This window comes from Acidovorax sp. LjRoot38 (assembly GCF_964252975.1).
GTDB lineage: Bacteria > Pseudomonadota > Gammaproteobacteria > Burkholderiales > Burkholderiaceae_C > Acidovorax > Acidovorax facilis.
In genome coordinates this window covers 216,077-231,144 of record NZ_CAXUPT020000006.1, presented here as the reverse complement: position 1 = coordinate 231,144, position 15,068 = coordinate 216,077, and the positions used below count along the sequence as shown (strand labels likewise).

Genomic DNA, 15,068 nt, shown 5'->3' with positions numbered 1-15,068 from the left:
GGTCCAGGATTCTAGAGAGCGGTCGAGTGGGTCTCGGCTTTGCGCCGCCACCGTGCCCACAACCAGCCGCCGGTCTGGTTGACCACCAGGCCACACAACACAGCGGCTGCGCCCGCCCACTGCAGCGGCAAGGGCGTTTCGCCCAAAAAGAAGTAGGCAGCCCAAAGCCCCACCACCGGCACCAGCAGCGAAAACGGCGTCACCCGCCCGGCCGCGTGGCGTTGCAGCAGCTGCGTCCACAGCGTGTAGGCCAGCAAGGTGGCCAGCAATGCGAGGTAAAGCACTGCGAGCAAGGCCCTGCCGTCCACCGCCTGCAATTGCGCCACGACACCGCTGGTGCCTTCGGTCCACACCGCCAGCGCAAAGAACGGAACGATTGGCACCACGCTGCTCCACACGATGAACGGAAACGGCGCGTAAGTCCCTGCCTGCGCAGCGCGGCGTGCCACCAGGTTGGACACCGCCCACATGAAGGCCGCGCCGAGGGTGAGCACAAAACCGGCCAGCGTCATCTGCCCGGGCCCTTCTCCATGGGCAAGACCAATGGTCATGAGCCCGCCAAACGCCAGCAGCAGACCCCACCACTGCCAGGGTTTGGCGCGCTCACCCAGCAGCGGTGCAGCCAGCAGCAGCGTAAAAAACGCCTGCGTCTGCATGACCACCGAGGCCATGCCCGCCGTCATGCCCAGCTGCAGACCTAGGAACAGAAAGCCGAACTGCCCCAGCCCCTGCGCCAGCCCGTAGCCCACCACAAAGCGCCAGGGCATCGATGGGCGGGGCACGAACAGCAGAAACGGCAAGGATGCCGCAGTGAAACGCAGGGCACCCAGCAGCATGGGGCTGAGCCCCTGCAAGCCCAGCTTCATCACCACAAAGTTCAGCCCCCAGATGACCACCACGGCCAGCGCGCGCAGCAAGTCGCCACGGCTCAGTGCCAGCGCCGTCATGCAGCCACCGCCGCAGCCGCAGCCACCGGCCGCCCTTGGCGCGCCCGGGCAGCCACGAAGGCTTCGAACGCCTCAGCGCTGGTCTTGCCAGGCACGTAGCCCAGCACCTCCTTGAGCGCGGCATTGAGCAGCACGGGGCGGTAACGCAGAAAATCCAGCTGCTCTGGCCCGTAGCGGCTCAGGCCCAGCGCGGAGCCCACCGCCAGCGCGGCACGCAGCAGGCCCGCAGGCAACTCCAGCACCGGTTTACCCAGGCGCCGGGCGATCTCGCGCAGCGGCAGCGCACCATCGCCCGCCAGGTTGAAACAGCCAGCGCGCTGCGTGCGCAACGCATGCAGGATGGCGCCGGTCACGTCCTCGTCCCAGATGAAAACAAACGGGCTCTCGCTGCCACGGATGGCCAGCAGGCGGCGTTTGTCGAACAGCGCGGTGATCTGGTTGTCCACCCGCTCGCCCAGGATGGTGCCGATGCGCAGCACCGTCTGCGCCAGCGCGGGGTGGTCCGCGCGGTACTGCGCCAGCATCTCTTCCACCAGCCGCTTGTGGTGGGCATAGGCAAAAACCTCATTGCCGCGCAGCGCATCGGTCTCCCGCAGCCAGGCCGGGTTGTCGACGTGGTAACCATAGGCCGCGCCGCTGGAGCTGACCACAATATGTTTCACCCCCGTGGCCACGCAGGCGTTGAGCACATTCTGGCTGCCCAGCACATCCACGGAGTATTCGAATTCGCGTTTGGATCCTTTGCCCGGCGTGACGATGGAGGCCAGGTGCACCACGCTGTCGATGGCATGGTCGGCGAGCGTCTGCGCCAGCGCGGGGTCACGCACGTCCTGCACCAGATAGATCACGCCAGGCAGGCGGCGCTCGGCAGGCACCTCGCGCACATCGGCCGCCACCAGCGTGTGCACACCCTCGCGCGCAAGGGCGGCCACTACACCCCGGCCCAGAAAACCGTCGGCCCCGGTCACCAGGATGCGGCGCGTTGCCAATGAAGAAGCCGTCATGCACCGTGCTCCTTGGCCGAAGCCCCCAGCGGCACCACCGCAGGTCTGCGGCCCCACCATCCCGCCAGCGCCAGGCCGGCAATGATGTCCCAGAAGCCCCAGACACCCGCCACCACAGCCATGCCCCCCAGGCCTCCAAAAAAACTGAAGATCAGCACCAGGCCCAGGCCCGCGTTGCGGATGCCCACCTCAATGCTCACCGCGCGCCGGTCGTAGTCCGACAAGCCGCTGAGCCGCGCGCAGGCATAGCCGGTGCCAAAGGCCAGTGCGTCATGCAACACCACGGCCAGCAGCACCAGCCCCACGTAGTCGAGGAAGTAGCGCCAGTTGCCCGCCACAGCCCCGACGATGAAACCGATCAGGCACACAAAGCTGAGGATGCGCACGGGCTTGTTCACCCGCTGCGTGAAACGCGGCAGCTTCTCCGCACACAGAATGCCCAGCGCAAACGGCAGCCCGATGATGGCGACGATGTGCCCCGCCATCTCCAGCGGGTCGAGCGCAATGCTGCGCAATAACGGTGCCGCCGTGGGGTGCAAACCGCCCCAGAACGCGAAGTTGAGCGGCATAAGCACAATCGCGAGCGCGTTGGAGATCGCCGTCATCGACACCGACAGCGCCACATTGCCGCCTGCGCGGTGCGTGAGGATGTTGCTCACATTGCCCGGCGGGCAGCAGGCCACCAGGATCATGCCCAGCGCAATGCTGGGGCCGGGCTGGAGCAGCAGCGTGAGCACAAAGGTCACGGCAGGCAGCACGATGAACTGCGCCGCAATGCCCACCGCCATGGCACCGGGCATGCGCAGCACGCGCTTGAAGTCGGCCACGCGCGTATCGAGCGCGATGCCGAACATGAGAAAACCCAGCACTACATTGAGCGCCACGAGCGATGCAGGGTTGAAGTTGAGGCGTATTTCGTCGACGGGCAGCATAGATAACCTTTGAGTTCAGTTCTTCACCGCGTATTGCGCAACGCGCAACGCACGAGACTGTCGCAGCGACAGCGCGGGACGCCGAGCAAGGGCCGCCCCGCAGCGAGGGCGTCGTCCCCTTGCCCGCAGTGCGCAGCGCTGCGAGAGCGGGGGGAAGGCGCGCAGCGCCTCAGGGGGGCTTTCATGCCAGGGCAGCGGCCGCTGCCCGCACCGCGTTGCGGTAGGTGTCCTTGTGCACGTAGTACGCCATGCGTTCGAGCTTCAGGTACTTGAAGCCACCCGACAGATCGGGTGGAGGCCCGGCCTTGGCCTGGCGCAGGGCCTCGGCGCGCGGTGATCCTTCAGACTGCGCCTTGAAAAAGCGCGCTACCAGCTCCGCTTGCTCGTAACGGCCCTGCCAGCCGATGCCGCTGGCCTCGATCATCCCCATCACCGCCAGATTGTCGAAGCGCGGGGACAGGATGTTGAGGTACAACTGCGGCGCCATGCCGTTCCAGTTGAGCAGGCCGTGGTCGATGAAAGGGTAGTGCAGCTTGTAGCCGGTGGCGCAGAGCACCAGGTCGTAGTCTTGCGCGCTACCGTCCTTGAAGAACACGGTGTGGCCCTGCAGGCGTGCAATATCGGGCTTCACATGGATGTCGCCGTGGCCCAGGTGGTGCAGCACCAGCGAGTTCACCACGGGGTGCGATTCGTACATCTTGTAGTCTGGCTTGGGCAGGCCAAACCGCGCCGGGTCGCCGGTGAACCACTGCAGCACCACGCTGTCGATCTTCTGCTTGAGCCAGGGCGGCATCTTGAACTTGCCCCCCAGCGTGTCGGCGGGCTGGCCGAACACGTATTTGGGCACAAAGTAGTAGCCGCGCCGCACCGACAGATCCACGCTGCGCGCGTAATGCACCGCATCCACGGCTATGTCGCAGCCCGAGTTGCCCGCGCCCACCACCAACACGCGTTTGCCCTTGAACAACTCGGCGCTTTTGTAGGCGCTGGTGTGCAGCAGTTCGCCATCAAACTGGCCTTCAAAGCGCGGCATGTTGGGCTCGGCCAGCGTGCCATTGGCAATCACCACGCCCTTGAACTCTGCGGTCTGCGCGGGTCCGCCGTGCTGGCTCCAGGTGACGCGCCACAGCGGCGCTGCGCCCTCGCCCACGGGTTCCACCTTCAAGACGCGGGTGCCAAACCAGTAGCAGGGACGCAGGCCAAAGTGCTCGGCAAAGTCCATGAAGTACTGCCGCATCTCGCGGTGGCTGGGGTAGTCGGCCACCTCGGGTCGCATGGGGAACTCGGTGAATTCTGTGGTGTGTTTGCTGGAGATGAGGTGTGCCGATTCGTAGACCGTGCTGCGCGGGTTCTCGATGTTCCACAGGCCGCCCACGTCGCTGTGTGCTTCAAAGCCCTGGAAGGGCACCCCCAGCTTTTGCAGGTTGCGCGCAGCCGCCAGGCCACTGGGTCCGGCGCCTATCAAAGCGATCTGGGAGCGGGTGTCTGCCACAGTGGGTGTTGTCTCCGTTGTCATGCGTTTTTGCTTTCGTTGTGTATCGGTGTCTCCGCAGGCAACGGCAGGCCCGGAATGGCCGTGGCCCCCGCCTCGCCCACGCGCGGCTTGCGCGGCTGGCCCAACAGCAGGCGGTCGTGCAGGGCGTCGGGCAACAGGTTCAGCAAGCGGGCCAGCCAGCCGATGCGCGCGGGCAGCACGATGTGGGTACGACCTTGCGCGACGCCCGCCAGCAGGTCCCGGGCTGCGGCTTCGGGCTCCATCAGGCCCGGCATGGCAAAACGATTGCCCGCCGTGAGCGCGGTGCGAAGGTAGCCAGGGCTCACCGTGCTGACCACAATGGATTCGCCGCGCAGCTCGGCACGCAGGCTCTCCAGGTAGCGGATGAGCCCGCCCTTGCTCGCGCAATAGGCGCCGTTGCCCGGCATGCCGCGCCAGCCCGCAATGCTGGCCACGCCCACCAGTGCGCCGCGCCGCTGCGCGCGCATGGCTTTCACAAACGGCTGAAAGGTGGTGGCCGCGCCCAGCAGGTTGATCTCCAGCATGCGGCGCAGCACCGCGAGGTCGTCGGCTTCGGCAGTGTCAAAGCCGCCTGCCACGCCCGCGTTGGCAATGACGAGGTCGGGCACCGCGCCCGAGCGCGCCATCCAGTCGGCCGCCATGGCCTGCATCGCGGTGCTGTCGGACACATCGGGCGCGTACACCGCGCAGCGCCCAGGCGCCAGCGCAGCCAGTGCCTGCAACGTGGGCAAGTGAAGCCCCACCAGCGCCACGGCGGCGCCCTGGCCGATCAGCTCCCGCGCCAGGGCCTGGCCCAGGCCACCACAAGCGCCTGTGAGTACCGCGTTCTGAAAAGTCGCCGCCATGAGCACCCCGTGAAATGTTGGTTTGCAGCTTAGCCACAATGCTCAATAATCCCGAAATGTTTTATGGATTCGTCTCGAATTCCGGGATTTATGACCAACTCATCCCCCAGCCTGCGCCTGTTTGAACTGCTGGAAATCATGTGCGCCCATGGTCGCCCGTTCAGCCTGGCGGACGCCATCGAGGCCACAGGCTGGCCCAAACCCAGCGTGCACCGCATGCTGGGCCAGCTCGAAAGCGGTGGCCTGCTGGCGCGCGAGCCCGATGGGCGCCGCTACACCCCCGCACCCCGCCTGCTGCGCCTGGCCGAAAGCACGCTCAGCGCGGGCACCCAGCATGGCGTGCGCCATGCGGTGCTGCGCCAGCTGGTGGCCGATATTGGCGAGAGCTGCAACCTCACGGCGCTCAGCGGCGCCGAGGTGATCTACCTGGACCGCGTGGAGTCGGCCTTTCCGCTGCGCATGGAGCTGCGGCCCGGCACGCGTGTGCCCATCCACTGCTCGGCCAGCGGCAAGCTGTTTCTGGCCCACCTGTCGGCCGCGCGCCGGGCGGCGATCCTGGACGGACTGCCGCTGACCCGCCACACGGCCACCACTTTGACCGACCGCACCGCCCTAGAGGCCGAGCTGGAGCAGATCCTGCGGCAGGGTTACGCCACAGATGCCGAAGAGTTTGTGGACGGTCTCGTTTGTGTGGCTGTGCCTGTGCTGGGCAGCGGGCGGCGGCAGGTACGCTGCGCCGTGGCCCTGCAAGCACCGGCGGCACGCATGCCGCTGGCGCAGGCGCTACAGCAGGTGACCCGCCTGGGCGAAGCCGCCCAGGCGCTGGGCCGTACCTGGACATGACATCTCTTTAACGGACACCATGAACCTGAACTACCTGGATTTTGACTACAGCGAAGACGCGGACGGCGTAGGTACGTTTGACGCCATGGCGAGCGTGCAGCCCGCGCAGATTCCCGCATTGCAGACCGAGATCAGCGCCGTGCTCGTCTGGGCGCACCAGCATTGGCCCGATGCCTGTGGCCCGTCGGAAGATGGGGGCATATGGCACTACGACCTGCAGGGCGTGCAGGAGGTCAGCACACCGCTGGTGCTGACGTTTGATGACTCCGCCGGGCAGCTGCGTGCGGCGCCAGGCAACCCCGCCCCACCCCGGACCACGATCACCTTGACAATCAGCGGAAATGCTGACTTTTGCGGTGCGTTGCGCGACGCCTTCGCGATCGAATAGCCTCCATAGCCCCAATTACCAGCAAAAGCCCCACGTTGCGAACAGGTTAGCGCGTCCGCAAGCGGCAATCTCTCCGGCATCGCTACAGTTGCGACTCATCAGTTCAACTCAAGACCGGAGAGTTTCATGCTGTCACGCCGCCACTTCCTGGGTGCAAGCCTGGCCACCACCGTTTACGCAGCGGGCTCGTTTGTCCCCGTGTGGGCCCAGAACGCGCCCAACTTCGGAACCCCCACCTTGCCCAGCCCCGGCTTTCGCCGCATGAAGGTGGGCGATGTGGAGGTGATTGCGCTGAACGATGGCATCACGCGCCGCCCGCTGGGAGAGGAATTTGTGAAGAACGCGCCGCTGACCGAGGTACGTGCGCTGCTGGCATCGCAAGGACTGCCCACCGACTACATCGACGTGCCCTACACCCCCTTTCTGGTGGTGGCAGGCGCGCGCAAGATCCTCATCGACACCGGCTTGGGCGAGTTTGGTGGCGCCACCACCGGCAAGCTGCTCGACAGCCTGCGCGCGGCGGGCATGCAGGCAGCCGACATCGACACCGTGCTGATCAGCCACTACCACGGCGACCACATCAACGGCATCCGCAACAAGGCCGGTGAGTTGGTTTTCCCCAAGGCCAAGGTGATGGTGCCCGCCGCCGAACACGCGTTCTGGATGGACGACGCCCGCATGGCCGCTGCGCCCGCTGGCATGAAGGGTGCATTCGATAACGTGCGCCGCACCTTTGCCACCATGCCCGCAGACACGCTGGTGCAGTTTGCGGCCGATGCGGAAGTGGCGCCGGGCATCAAGTCTGTGGCGGCCTATGGCCACACGCCGGGCCATACGCTGTTCGAGCTGACCTCGTCGGGCCAGAAGTTCTTCTACGTGGCAGACCTGACCAATGTGCCTGCACTGTTCGCACGCAATCCCGACTGGGCTGTGACCTTTGACATGGACGCCGAGGCTGCGCGCAAGGTGCGGCGCGATGTGTTCCAGCGCATCACCGCCAGCAATGCCATGCTGGGCGGCTTCCACTTCCCGTTCCCTGCGTTTGGCCGCATGGAGGCTTCTGGCAATGGCTATGCCTTCCAGCCTGCCGCCTGAGCCCCGCATTGCCCGCCGTGCGGTGCTGGGCGCCGGGCTGGCCTTGGCCAGCCTGCGCGGCTGGGCGGCGCAAGACGCGGATGCCGAAGCCTTGTTGCGCAAGGGCGGGGTGGTGGCAGCCTTCCGCCACTCGCTGGCCCCCGGCACGTTTGACCCCCCAGGATTCCGCCTGGGTGACTGCAGCACCCAGCGCAATCTGAGCGAAGAAGGCCGCGCACAGGCACGCAGCGTGGGGGCGTGGTTTCAGCAGCGCCAACTCCAACCTGGCAAGGTTTTATCAAGCCCCTGGTGTCGCTGCGTGGACAGTGCCACCCTCGCCTTTGGTACGCCGCAGGTCTGGGCGGCACTCGGGTCGCCCCGGGGTAGCCCGGAGACCACCGGTGCAGCCCACCTGCGTGAACTGCGTACAGCGCTGGCCACAGCGTCGTCCCAGCCCGGTCGTTTCGAAGTGTGGTTCACCCACATGTTTGTGCTGTCCGACCTGGCAAATACCAACACCAGCTCGGGCGAGGGGCTGATTCTCCGGGCAGATCGCAGTGGCAACGTCGAGGTCCTGGCGCGTCTTTCCATACCCGCCTGACGGGGTGACCTGGCGGCTTCCCGCGAATGGGTAGCGGGCGGGCATGGCGGCGGGTCGTTCGCCTACATCGAGCGCGGGGGAAAGGACTATCCTCAAGCCACGCTGCTGTGCCGGATGCCCCGGAACGCGGTGCACGAAGGACATGCCCATGGCAAACACCCAAAGCCCTCCCCCGCAGTCAAATACCCGCAACGCTGCCACCTGGCCTGCCCCCTACCCCGCCCAGCAAGTCGGCACAGTCCCTGCAGACCAGCCAAGCCATGACCGCGTACGCATGGAGCTGCAGATTGATCTGTGCTACGAGGTGGACCAGCATGGTGCCGATTTCGTCTTCAACATTCACGCGGCGCAGACACCCAACCAGTCGGTAAGCGCAGAGCGCCTGGTCATCAACCAGCCCATTGCCCACCACATTCATACGGATCCAGCCACGGGCAACCGCTACCTGCGGCTGCATGGCGAGCCCGGCACGCTCGAGCTGTCGTATTCAGCCACGGTCGATATCAACCACTACCGCATCGACCCCTCCCAATTGGCAGAAGTACCGGTGAGGCGCCTGCCGCAAGAGGTAATGGGCTACATCTACCCCAGCCGGTATTGCCAGTCCGACCGGCTGCTGCGCCTGGCGACGAACGAGTTTGGTGCGCTGTGGCAAGGGCACAGCCGCGTGCAGGCGATCTGCGACTGGGTGCAGCGGCACGTGGCGTTCACCTCCAACACCTCCAACTCCAACACCTCTGCGGTGGACACGCTGGTGGAGCAGGTGGGCGTGTGCCGTGACTTCGCCCACCTCATGATTGCCTTGTGCCGCGCCATCAACATCCCGGCCCGTTTCACCACCGGAACCGACTACGGCGCTGACCCGGCCCTGGGCCCCCCCGACTTTCATGCCTATGTGGAGGTGTATCTGGGCGACCGCTGGTACATCTTTGACCCGTCTGGCACGGCGATCCCCATGGGCCTGCTGCGGTTTGGTGTGGGGAGGGATGCGGCAGATGTGGCCTTTGCCACCATCTTCGGTGGCGTGTGGGCCAAGCCCCCCGTGATCCGTACGATGGCCATTCAGGATGCCGCGCGGGGTTTTGAGTTGCCCCGCCACTGCACACAAGCGCTGTCCACCGACCACGGCGCAGGTGTGGCGGCGGGTGTGGCGGCGGGTGTGGCCGCAGGTTTTGTGGCGGCCTGAGCACCCACAAAACACCTGCCAAACACCTTTGAAAGCCCGGCAACCCGGCTGTGGCCTAAAATCTCCCCTTTTTCCACCAACTCAGAGACCTACCATGGGCAACAAGATCGTCACCGAAGCAGACCGCAAGCGCACTCCCCGCCCTACGCCCGTGCCCGGCTACACCCTGGCCACTCCCGGCCGTGGCCAGCGCGTGAGCCTGGAACGCGGTGTGGCAACCCGCAGCAAGAAGAACCCTGGCAAGCGCTCCAAGAAGGGCGGTTGATCGCCAGATCGCCACGGGCCGACTGCGGTTGGTTCCTTGCAAGAAAGCCCTCGCCAGAGGGCTTTTTGCTTTCTGGGGCTTTCACACCACCCGGCCGGTGGCGCCTTGCTCCGGCAACCTGTGCCAATATTCACCCATGATCACCGTCCACCACCTCGAAACCTCGCGCTCGCAGCGCGTTCTCTGGCTGCTCGAAGAACTGGGTGTTCCCTACGAGCTGAAAATCTACCAGCGCGACAAGGCCACCAAGCTGGCCCCGCCCGAACTCAAGAAGATCCATCCGCTGGGCAAATCACCGGTGATCACCGACGGCAAAGAGGTCATCGCCGAGTCGGGCGCGATCATCGAATACCTGGTGGAAACCTACGGAGCCCAGGCGGGCGGCGACCTGGCCCACCTGCAACCGGCGCCGCGCACGCCAGAGTACCGCCAGTGCCGCTTCTGGATGCACTACGCCGAAGGCTCGCTCATGAACTGGCTGGTGATGAAGCTGGTGTTCATGACCATCCCCACCCAGCCCATGCCGTTCTTCGTCAAGCCCATCGCCAAGGCACTGTGCGGCACGGTGCAGGAGAAATTGATCGACCCCAATGTGAACACCGCGCTCGACTTCATGGAGCAGCACCTGGGCACGCACCGCTGGTTTGCGGGCGAGCACCTCACCATGGCCGATTTTCAGATGAGCTTTGCGGTGGAGGCCGCCCTCTCACGCGCCAGCAAGTCCGGTGCGTGCCCAAACCTTCTGGCCTACAAGCAGCGCATGGAGGCCCGCCCCGCGTACCAGCGCGGCATTGCCAAGGGTGGCCCGGTGGTGATGTCCGCCTGAACATCGTCGGGATCACAGAGATGCCTGACCGCGTCGCTACCTACTCGGTGCTTTTTGTGTGCATGGGCAACATCTGCCGCAGCCCCACGGCCCACGGCGTGTTCCGGCACAAGGTGGTTCACAGTGGTTTGGCCAGCCAGGTGCGTGTGGACTCGGCAGGCACCCACAACTACCACCCCGGCAAGGCACCGGACGAGCGGACGCAACGCCATGCGGCGCAACGGGGCTACGACCTGTCGAATCTGCGCGCTCGGCAGATGCTGGCCAACGACTTTGAACGCCACGATCTGGTTCTGGCGATGGACTGGGACAACCTGGCCCTTGCGCAAGACCTTTGCCCACCCGAACACGCCCGCAAGTTGCGCCGTATGGCAGAGTTCTGCCAACGGTTCGACAGCCCCGTGGTGCCCGATCCGTACTACGGCGGGGCCGCTGGTTTTGAGGAGGTGCTGGACCTGGTGGAAGACGCCTGTGATGGCCTGCTGCACCACGTGCGGCAGCAGTTGCAGCTGCGGTCCAGGCCGCTTTAGCACTACGCGGCGCGCACCCCACACACCAGCGCACCGGGGTCGTTGTGCGCCAGCTCCCGGTCATTCTTGGCCTGGGCCACTTCCATGTCGCGCGGCAGGGTGACACCGTTTTTGACGGCCAAAATTTCGGCCATCACGCTCACCGCAATCTCGGGTGGTGTCTTGCTGCCGATGTAGATGCCGATCGGCCCGCGCAGGCGCGCCAGGCTCTCCTCGGTCTGGTCGAAGTGTTCGATCATGCGGGCACGGCGCGCCTCGTTGTTGCGGCGCGAGCCGATGCCGCCCACATAAAACGCGTCGGTATTCAGCGCCTCCAGCAGCGCCAGGTCGTCGAGCTTGGGGTCGTGCGTGAGGGCCACCACACAACTGCGCCGGTCGGGCTTGAAGGCCAGCACCACATCGTCGGGCATGTCACTCACTACCGTGGCAGCGGGCACGTTCCAGCTGCCCCGGTATTCCTCGCGCGGGTCGCACACCGTGACCGCAAACCCGTTGAACAGCGCCATGGTGGCCAGGTATTCCGCCAGCTGGCCTGCGCCGATCAGCAGCATGCGGTACTCGGGGCCAAAGGTGTTGATAAGCCGCTCAGCATCCACCACCAGCTCGGTGGGCGCTGCCGCAGGCGTCAACGTGACCGCGCCGTCGACCAAGCGCACGCTGCGCTGCATCAGGCGCCCAGCCTCCAGCGCGGTGATCAGTGTTGCCAGGCTTTCCGGGGCCGGGTCGTACTCCAGCAGCAGCTCCAGCGTTCCGCCACAGGGCAAACCGAAGCGGTGCGCCTCGTCGGCAGTGACGCCGTATTTCACAAACGTCGGCGGGCCGCTGGGAATGCTGTGATCCTTGTCTCCAACCGAATTCGCCGTGGGCGCGCCCTGCGCGTAGGCCCGCGTATGGCGGTCAATCAGATCGTCCTCAATGCACCCGCCCGACACAGACCCCACCACCGAACCGTCTTCGCACAGCGCCATGATGGAGCCCACCGGCCGGGGTGAAGAGCCCCACGTGCGCACCACCGTCGCCAGCAACGCCCGCCGCCCGACGGCCCGCCAGCCCTGCAGCGTGCGCAACACCATCACATCCAGGTTTTCCATCGTTCCGTCACCAATTCATTTCTACCGCTTATTCAGATATTCCCATCTACGTCCGCTGCGTCTGAAGCCGCGCGGCGCCCAGGCCAGCGCCACCGTGGATCCGGCTTTGCCGGGCCACCCGAGGCGTCCCCCTCAGGGGGAAGACGCGAAGCGGCTCAGGAGGAGTCAATTGATTGCCCAGGCTATCAGCACCAGCGCCGCCGCGCCCACCACCCACACCCAAACCGGAATGCCGCTGGGGGGAATATCCTCCCCCGCCGACGCCGCCAGTGCCCCAGGCTCGGTGGGCGCTTCGGAGGATGCCGCACCATCGTCTGCCGGCGCGCGCGGATGGCGGCTTTGCATTTCGTTGTCAAAGCGCTTGAAAAAATCCTCTGCCATGCTCTTGGCCGCGCCGTCGATGAGCCGCTGTCCCAGCTGAGCGATCTTGCCGCCCACCGTGGCATGCACGGTGTAGTGCAGCTCGCAGCTTTCCTGCCCAGCGGCATCCGCGGGCAAAGGCACCAGTTTGACCTGCGCATTGCCCTTGCCAAAACCCGCCACACCACCCGATCCGTCGAAGGCGATGGTGTAGCTCTCTGGTGGCACGATGTCCGACAGCGTGATCTTGCCCGCAAACTTGGCCGACACGGGGCCGATCTTGAGCGCCATGGCGACCGCGTATTGGTTCTCACCGGTCGCCTCGACCTTGTCGCAGCCGGGGATGCACAGCTTGAGCACCTCAGGATCGTTGAGTGCCTCCCAGGCCTGCTGCTGGCTCACGGCAAGGGTGCGGCTGGCTTGCATTTCCATGGTGGGTTCCTTGTGTTGTCTGGTTATCTCTGAAATCGGTCACTGCCGCAGCACGGCCGCCAGGCTGGCCGCCAGATCCTGCAAGCGGCTCAGGTTGTGCACGGCCACCATGCCGTGGGCCTGGCGGTGCAGTTCGGAGGCGCCGCGTGCCGTGGGTGCATAGCCTTCAAAACGCAGCAAGGGGTTGAGCCACAGCAGGCGTCCGCAATGGCGGCGCAGCCAGCCCAGTTCCTGCGCCAGCACCTCGGGCGTGCCGGTGTCCAGCCCGTCGCTGATCAGCAGCACGAGGGTGCGCCGCCCCACCAGCCTCCGGGCATGCTGCAAACGCAGCTGGGCCAGGCTGTCGCCCATGCGGGTGCCCCCCGCAAAATCATTGATGGAATGGCTGGCCACCTGCAGCATCGCGTCGGTATCGGCCAGGCGATATGCTGGCGTGAGATCGGTCAGCCCGGTGCCAAACGCAAACACGTCGCGGCGCACGGCATCGCCGGTGTGGCGCGGTGCCGTGGCGGCATGCAAAAACGCCAGCAGCAGCCGCGCATAGCGCTCCATGGAGCCCGACACATCCACCAGCACCAGCAGCGGCAGCGGTTGCTGGCGCCGCTGCAGCAGCGGGATGCGCAGCACCTCGCCCCCGTTGCGGGCCGCGTGGTGCATGGCGCCGGGCCAGTGCGGGCGGCTGCCGCGCCCACCGGGGCGGGTGCGGCGGGCGGCGTAGCGCGGCAGGGGCAAGGGCACCTCGCGCGCCAGGCGCTCCACCAGCAGGTATTCGCTGGCCGAGAGCTGGTTGAAGTCGGCCTGCCGCAGGCGCTGCAGGTCACTGGCCGTCATGGCGGCGTCGAAATCGATTTTCTCGTCCTCGCGCGACGGGGGGGTGTTGCGGGCGGCACGCACGGGGGCGAGCGCCTCGCTCACGCGCGGGCTGCGTTTGGCGGGCTCGGCCTTGGACTCAGCGCTGGGCAGCATCTGCGCCAGCAGCTTTTGCGCCACGTTGGGGTTGCGAAAGTACGCGTCGAACAACTCGCGGAAGATCAAACGGTCCTGCTCGCGACTGACCAGCACGGCCTCCAGTGCGGCACTGAAATCCTCGCGCCGCAGGCCCACCAGCATCACCGCCTGCTGGGCCAGCGCCATGCGGGCGGCGTCCACGCGCACACCGGCGCGGCGCAGGGTGCGGCCAAAACCGCTCAGGTTGTCGGCGAGCTTGCCCGTGCGGGCATCGCCCAGCTGGGAGATCGTTTTGACCTCTACCACGGTTGAGCCCTCAGGCATCGGCCTCAGCGGGTTGCAGCAACTGCGCCGCCATGTCGCGCGTGAGCGCAGCCACGTCCTCGCGCTGCTTGAACAAGATGCCTGCGGTGTCGGACACCACTTCGGGGTCCACCACGATGGTGTCGAGCGCGACCAGCGCCTTGGCCCACTCCACGCTCTCGGCTATGCCCGGCGCGCGCTGAAAAGCGTTGGCAAACGGCTGGCTGCGCAGGCGGCCCACAAAATCCGCCACCTGGGTGGCCAAAGCCGCGCTGGCGTCCGGCACCTGCGTACGCACGATGGCCAGTTCGCGCTCGCGCTCGGGGTAGTCCAGCCAGTGGTACAAGCAGCGGCGTTTGACGGCGTCGTGCAGATCCCGCGTGCGGTTGCTGGTGAGGATGGTGACCGGCGTGGCCGTGGCGCGCACGGTGCCGATCTCGGGAATGCTCACCTGGTACTCGCCCAGGTATTCGAGCAAAAACGCCTCAAAGGGCTCGTCGGCACGGTCCACTTCGTCGATCAGTAGCACGGCGCCGGGTTCTGGCGCCTGCAGCGCCTGCAGCAAAGGGCGTCGGATGAGGTAGCGGTCCTGGTAGACCTCGCGCTCTACCTGCGCCATGTCGGCGCTGCCTTTGCCTTCCGCTGCGCGCATGTGCAAGAGCTGGGCCGCGTAGTTCCATTCGTACAGGGCCTCGCGCTGCTCCAGGCCGTCGTAGCACTGCAGACGGATCAGGCTGCGTTCCAGCACCTTGGCAAGCGCCTGGGCCAGCGCCGTCTTTCCCACGCCGGGCTCTCCCTCCAGCAGCAGCGGGCGTTGCAGCTTGAGCGCCAGGAACACGGCCGTGGCCAGCCGCCGGTCGGCAAAATAGCCCACGCCCTGCAAGGCCGACACCAGGGCGTCGATGGAGGACAGCGCAGGCGCAGTCATGGGCACGGGAGGGGAAACGTTCATTACTATAGTTTCTATAGCTAATAGC

At 66.1% G+C, this 15,068-nt stretch carries 17 protein-coding genes; 8 read left to right on the top strand and 9 right to left on the bottom strand.

The genetic code is table 11. The annotated features are described in order from the left end of the window. Positions 1-11: 11 nt before the first annotated feature. The 5 genes from ACSQ22_RS13470 to ACSQ22_RS13450 all read right to left on the bottom strand — a co-directional run bounded on the left by ACSQ22_RS13470 (position 12) and on the right by ACSQ22_RS13450 (position 5,244). Positions 12-947: an EamA family transporter gene (locus ACSQ22_RS13470; RefSeq protein WP_436130603.1), complete on the bottom strand. Its 936-nt coding sequence runs from the start codon at positions 945-947 to the stop codon at positions 12-14. Beyond that, positions 944-1,951, bottom strand: coding sequence for an NAD-dependent epimerase/dehydratase family protein (locus ACSQ22_RS13465; protein ID WP_436130602.1), 1,008 nt, complete (start codon positions 1,949-1,951; stop codon positions 944-946). The genes ACSQ22_RS13470 and ACSQ22_RS13465 overlap by 4 nt, the downstream gene beginning before the upstream one ends. Then, positions 1,948-2,883 carry a bile acid:sodium symporter family protein gene (locus ACSQ22_RS13460; protein WP_218299143.1) on the bottom strand — a complete coding sequence of 312 codons (936 nt, stop codon included), beginning with the start codon at positions 2,881-2,883 and terminating at the stop codon, positions 1,948-1,950. The genes ACSQ22_RS13465 and ACSQ22_RS13460 overlap by 4 nt, the downstream gene beginning before the upstream one ends. A gap of 181 nt (positions 2,884-3,064) precedes the next feature. Further along, positions 3,065-4,399 (bottom strand): flavin-containing monooxygenase, encoded by a 1,335-nt coding sequence (locus ACSQ22_RS13455; protein WP_436130601.1) that lies wholly within the window; start codon positions 4,397-4,399, stop codon positions 3,065-3,067. After that, positions 4,396-5,244 carry an SDR family oxidoreductase gene (locus ACSQ22_RS13450; RefSeq protein WP_436130600.1) on the bottom strand — a complete coding sequence of 283 codons (849 nt, stop codon included), beginning with the start codon at positions 5,242-5,244 and terminating at the stop codon, positions 4,396-4,398. The genes ACSQ22_RS13455 and ACSQ22_RS13450 overlap by 4 nt, the downstream gene beginning before the upstream one ends. A 90-nt stretch (positions 5,245-5,334) precedes the next feature. On the opposite strand from ACSQ22_RS13450, the gene ACSQ22_RS13445 reads away from it, so the two are divergent. The 8 genes from ACSQ22_RS13445 to ACSQ22_RS13410 all read left to right on the top strand — a co-directional run bounded on the left by ACSQ22_RS13445 (position 5,335) and on the right by ACSQ22_RS13410 (position 10,957). Continuing rightward, positions 5,335-6,087, top strand: a complete 753-nt coding sequence (locus ACSQ22_RS13445) for an IclR family transcriptional regulator (protein WP_055396268.1) — start codon at positions 5,335-5,337, stop codon at positions 6,085-6,087. A 19-nt stretch (positions 6,088-6,106) separates the two neighbouring features. Further along, positions 6,107-6,475: a hypothetical protein gene (locus tag ACSQ22_RS13440; protein WP_436130599.1), complete on the top strand. Its 369-nt coding sequence runs from the start codon at positions 6,107-6,109 to the stop codon at positions 6,473-6,475. A 126-nt stretch (positions 6,476-6,601) separates the two neighbouring features. After that, entirely contained in the window at positions 6,602-7,570 is a 969-nt protein-coding gene (locus ACSQ22_RS13435) for an MBL fold metallo-hydrolase (RefSeq protein ID WP_436130598.1), read from the top strand. Then, a complete protein-coding gene (locus tag ACSQ22_RS13430) occupies positions 7,548-8,150 on the top strand; it encodes a histidine phosphatase family protein (RefSeq protein ID WP_426306911.1) in 603 nt (200 codons plus the stop codon). Before ACSQ22_RS13435 ends, ACSQ22_RS13430 begins: the two co-directional genes overlap by 23 nt. 274 nt (positions 8,151-8,424) lie before the next feature. Continuing rightward, complete coding sequence (locus ACSQ22_RS13425) at positions 8,425-9,336, top strand: transglutaminase-like domain-containing protein (RefSeq protein WP_436130675.1); 912 nt, start codon at positions 8,425-8,427, stop codon at positions 9,334-9,336. Between the two features lie 94 nt (positions 9,337-9,430). Continuing rightward, on the top strand, positions 9,431-9,601 hold the full coding sequence (locus tag ACSQ22_RS13420; protein ID WP_162995995.1) for a hypothetical protein: 171 nt from the start codon (positions 9,431-9,433) through the stop codon (positions 9,599-9,601). Positions 9,602-9,737: 136 nt separating this feature from the next. Beyond that, on the top strand, positions 9,738-10,427 hold the full coding sequence (locus ACSQ22_RS13415) for a glutathione S-transferase family protein (RefSeq protein ID WP_436130597.1): 690 nt from the start codon (positions 9,738-9,740) through the stop codon (positions 10,425-10,427). A 20-nt stretch (positions 10,428-10,447) separates the two neighbouring features. Further along, a complete protein-coding gene (locus ACSQ22_RS13410; RefSeq protein WP_436130596.1) occupies positions 10,448-10,957 on the top strand; it encodes a low molecular weight protein-tyrosine-phosphatase in 510 nt (169 codons plus the stop codon). Between the two features lie 2 nt (positions 10,958-10,959). Here the strand turns inward: ACSQ22_RS13410 and ACSQ22_RS13405 are convergent, their stop codons facing one another. The 4 genes from ACSQ22_RS13405 to ACSQ22_RS13390 form a co-directional block, all read right to left on the bottom strand. After that, positions 10,960-12,048 (bottom strand): XdhC family protein, encoded by a 1,089-nt coding sequence (locus ACSQ22_RS13405; RefSeq protein ID WP_436130595.1) that lies wholly within the window; start codon positions 12,046-12,048, stop codon positions 10,960-10,962. Positions 12,049-12,213: 165 nt separating this feature from the next. Continuing rightward, positions 12,214-12,840, bottom strand: a complete 627-nt coding sequence (locus ACSQ22_RS13400; RefSeq protein WP_121419345.1) for a CoxG family protein — start codon at positions 12,838-12,840, stop codon at positions 12,214-12,216. A 39-nt stretch (positions 12,841-12,879) separates the two neighbouring features. Further along, positions 12,880-14,112, bottom strand: a complete 1,233-nt coding sequence (locus ACSQ22_RS13395) for a vWA domain-containing protein (protein ID WP_436130594.1) — start codon at positions 14,110-14,112, stop codon at positions 12,880-12,882. Continuing rightward, positions 14,105-15,019, bottom strand: coding sequence for an AAA family ATPase (locus ACSQ22_RS13390; RefSeq protein WP_436130674.1), 915 nt, complete (start codon positions 15,017-15,019; stop codon positions 14,105-14,107). The genes ACSQ22_RS13395 and ACSQ22_RS13390 overlap by 8 nt, the downstream gene beginning before the upstream one ends. Positions 15,020-15,068 lie beyond the last annotated feature (49 nt).

Coding starts and splice junctions, on each gene's coding strand:
- ACSQ22_RS13405 (WP_436130595.1), bottom strand. CDS start 12,048: ATGGAAAACCTGGATGTGATGGTGTTGCGCACGCTGCAGGGCTGGCGG.
- ACSQ22_RS13425 (WP_436130675.1), top strand. CDS start 8,425: ATGGAGCTGCAGATTGATCTGTGCTACGAGGTGGACCAGCATGGTGCC.
- ACSQ22_RS13420 (WP_162995995.1), top strand. CDS start 9,431: ATGGGCAACAAGATCGTCACCGAAGCAGACCGCAAGCGCACTCCCCGC.
- ACSQ22_RS13410 (WP_436130596.1), top strand. CDS start 10,448: ATGCCTGACCGCGTCGCTACCTACTCGGTGCTTTTTGTGTGCATGGGC.
- ACSQ22_RS13415 (WP_436130597.1), top strand. CDS start 9,738: ATGATCACCGTCCACCACCTCGAAACCTCGCGCTCGCAGCGCGTTCTC.
- ACSQ22_RS13445 (WP_055396268.1), top strand. CDS start 5,335: ATGACCAACTCATCCCCCAGCCTGCGCCTGTTTGAACTGCTGGAAATC.
- ACSQ22_RS13400 (WP_121419345.1), bottom strand. CDS start 12,840: ATGGAAATGCAAGCCAGCCGCACCCTTGCCGTGAGCCAGCAGCAGGCC.
- ACSQ22_RS13390 (WP_436130674.1), bottom strand. CDS start 15,019: ATGACTGCGCCTGCGCTGTCCTCCATCGACGCCCTGGTGTCGGCCTTG.
- ACSQ22_RS13460 (WP_218299143.1), bottom strand. CDS start 2,883: ATGCTGCCCGTCGACGAAATACGCCTCAACTTCAACCCTGCATCGCTC.
- ACSQ22_RS13435 (WP_436130598.1), top strand. CDS start 6,602: ATGCTGTCACGCCGCCACTTCCTGGGTGCAAGCCTGGCCACCACCGTT.
- ACSQ22_RS13455 (WP_436130601.1), bottom strand. CDS start 4,399: ATGACAACGGAGACAACACCCACTGTGGCAGACACCCGCTCCCAGATC.
- ACSQ22_RS13470 (WP_436130603.1), bottom strand. CDS start 947: ATGACGGCGCTGGCACTGAGCCGTGGCGACTTGCTGCGCGCGCTGGCC.
- ACSQ22_RS13440 (WP_436130599.1), top strand. CDS start 6,107: ATGAACCTGAACTACCTGGATTTTGACTACAGCGAAGACGCGGACGGC.
- ACSQ22_RS13465 (WP_436130602.1), bottom strand. CDS start 1,951: ATGACGGCTTCTTCATTGGCAACGCGCCGCATCCTGGTGACCGGGGCC.
- ACSQ22_RS13450 (WP_436130600.1), bottom strand. CDS start 5,244: ATGGCGGCGACTTTTCAGAACGCGGTACTCACAGGCGCTTGTGGTGGC.
- ACSQ22_RS13395 (WP_436130594.1), bottom strand. CDS start 14,112: ATGCCTGAGGGCTCAACCGTGGTAGAGGTCAAAACGATCTCCCAGCTG.
- ACSQ22_RS13430 (WP_426306911.1), top strand. CDS start 7,548: ATGCCTTCCAGCCTGCCGCCTGAGCCCCGCATTGCCCGCCGTGCGGTG.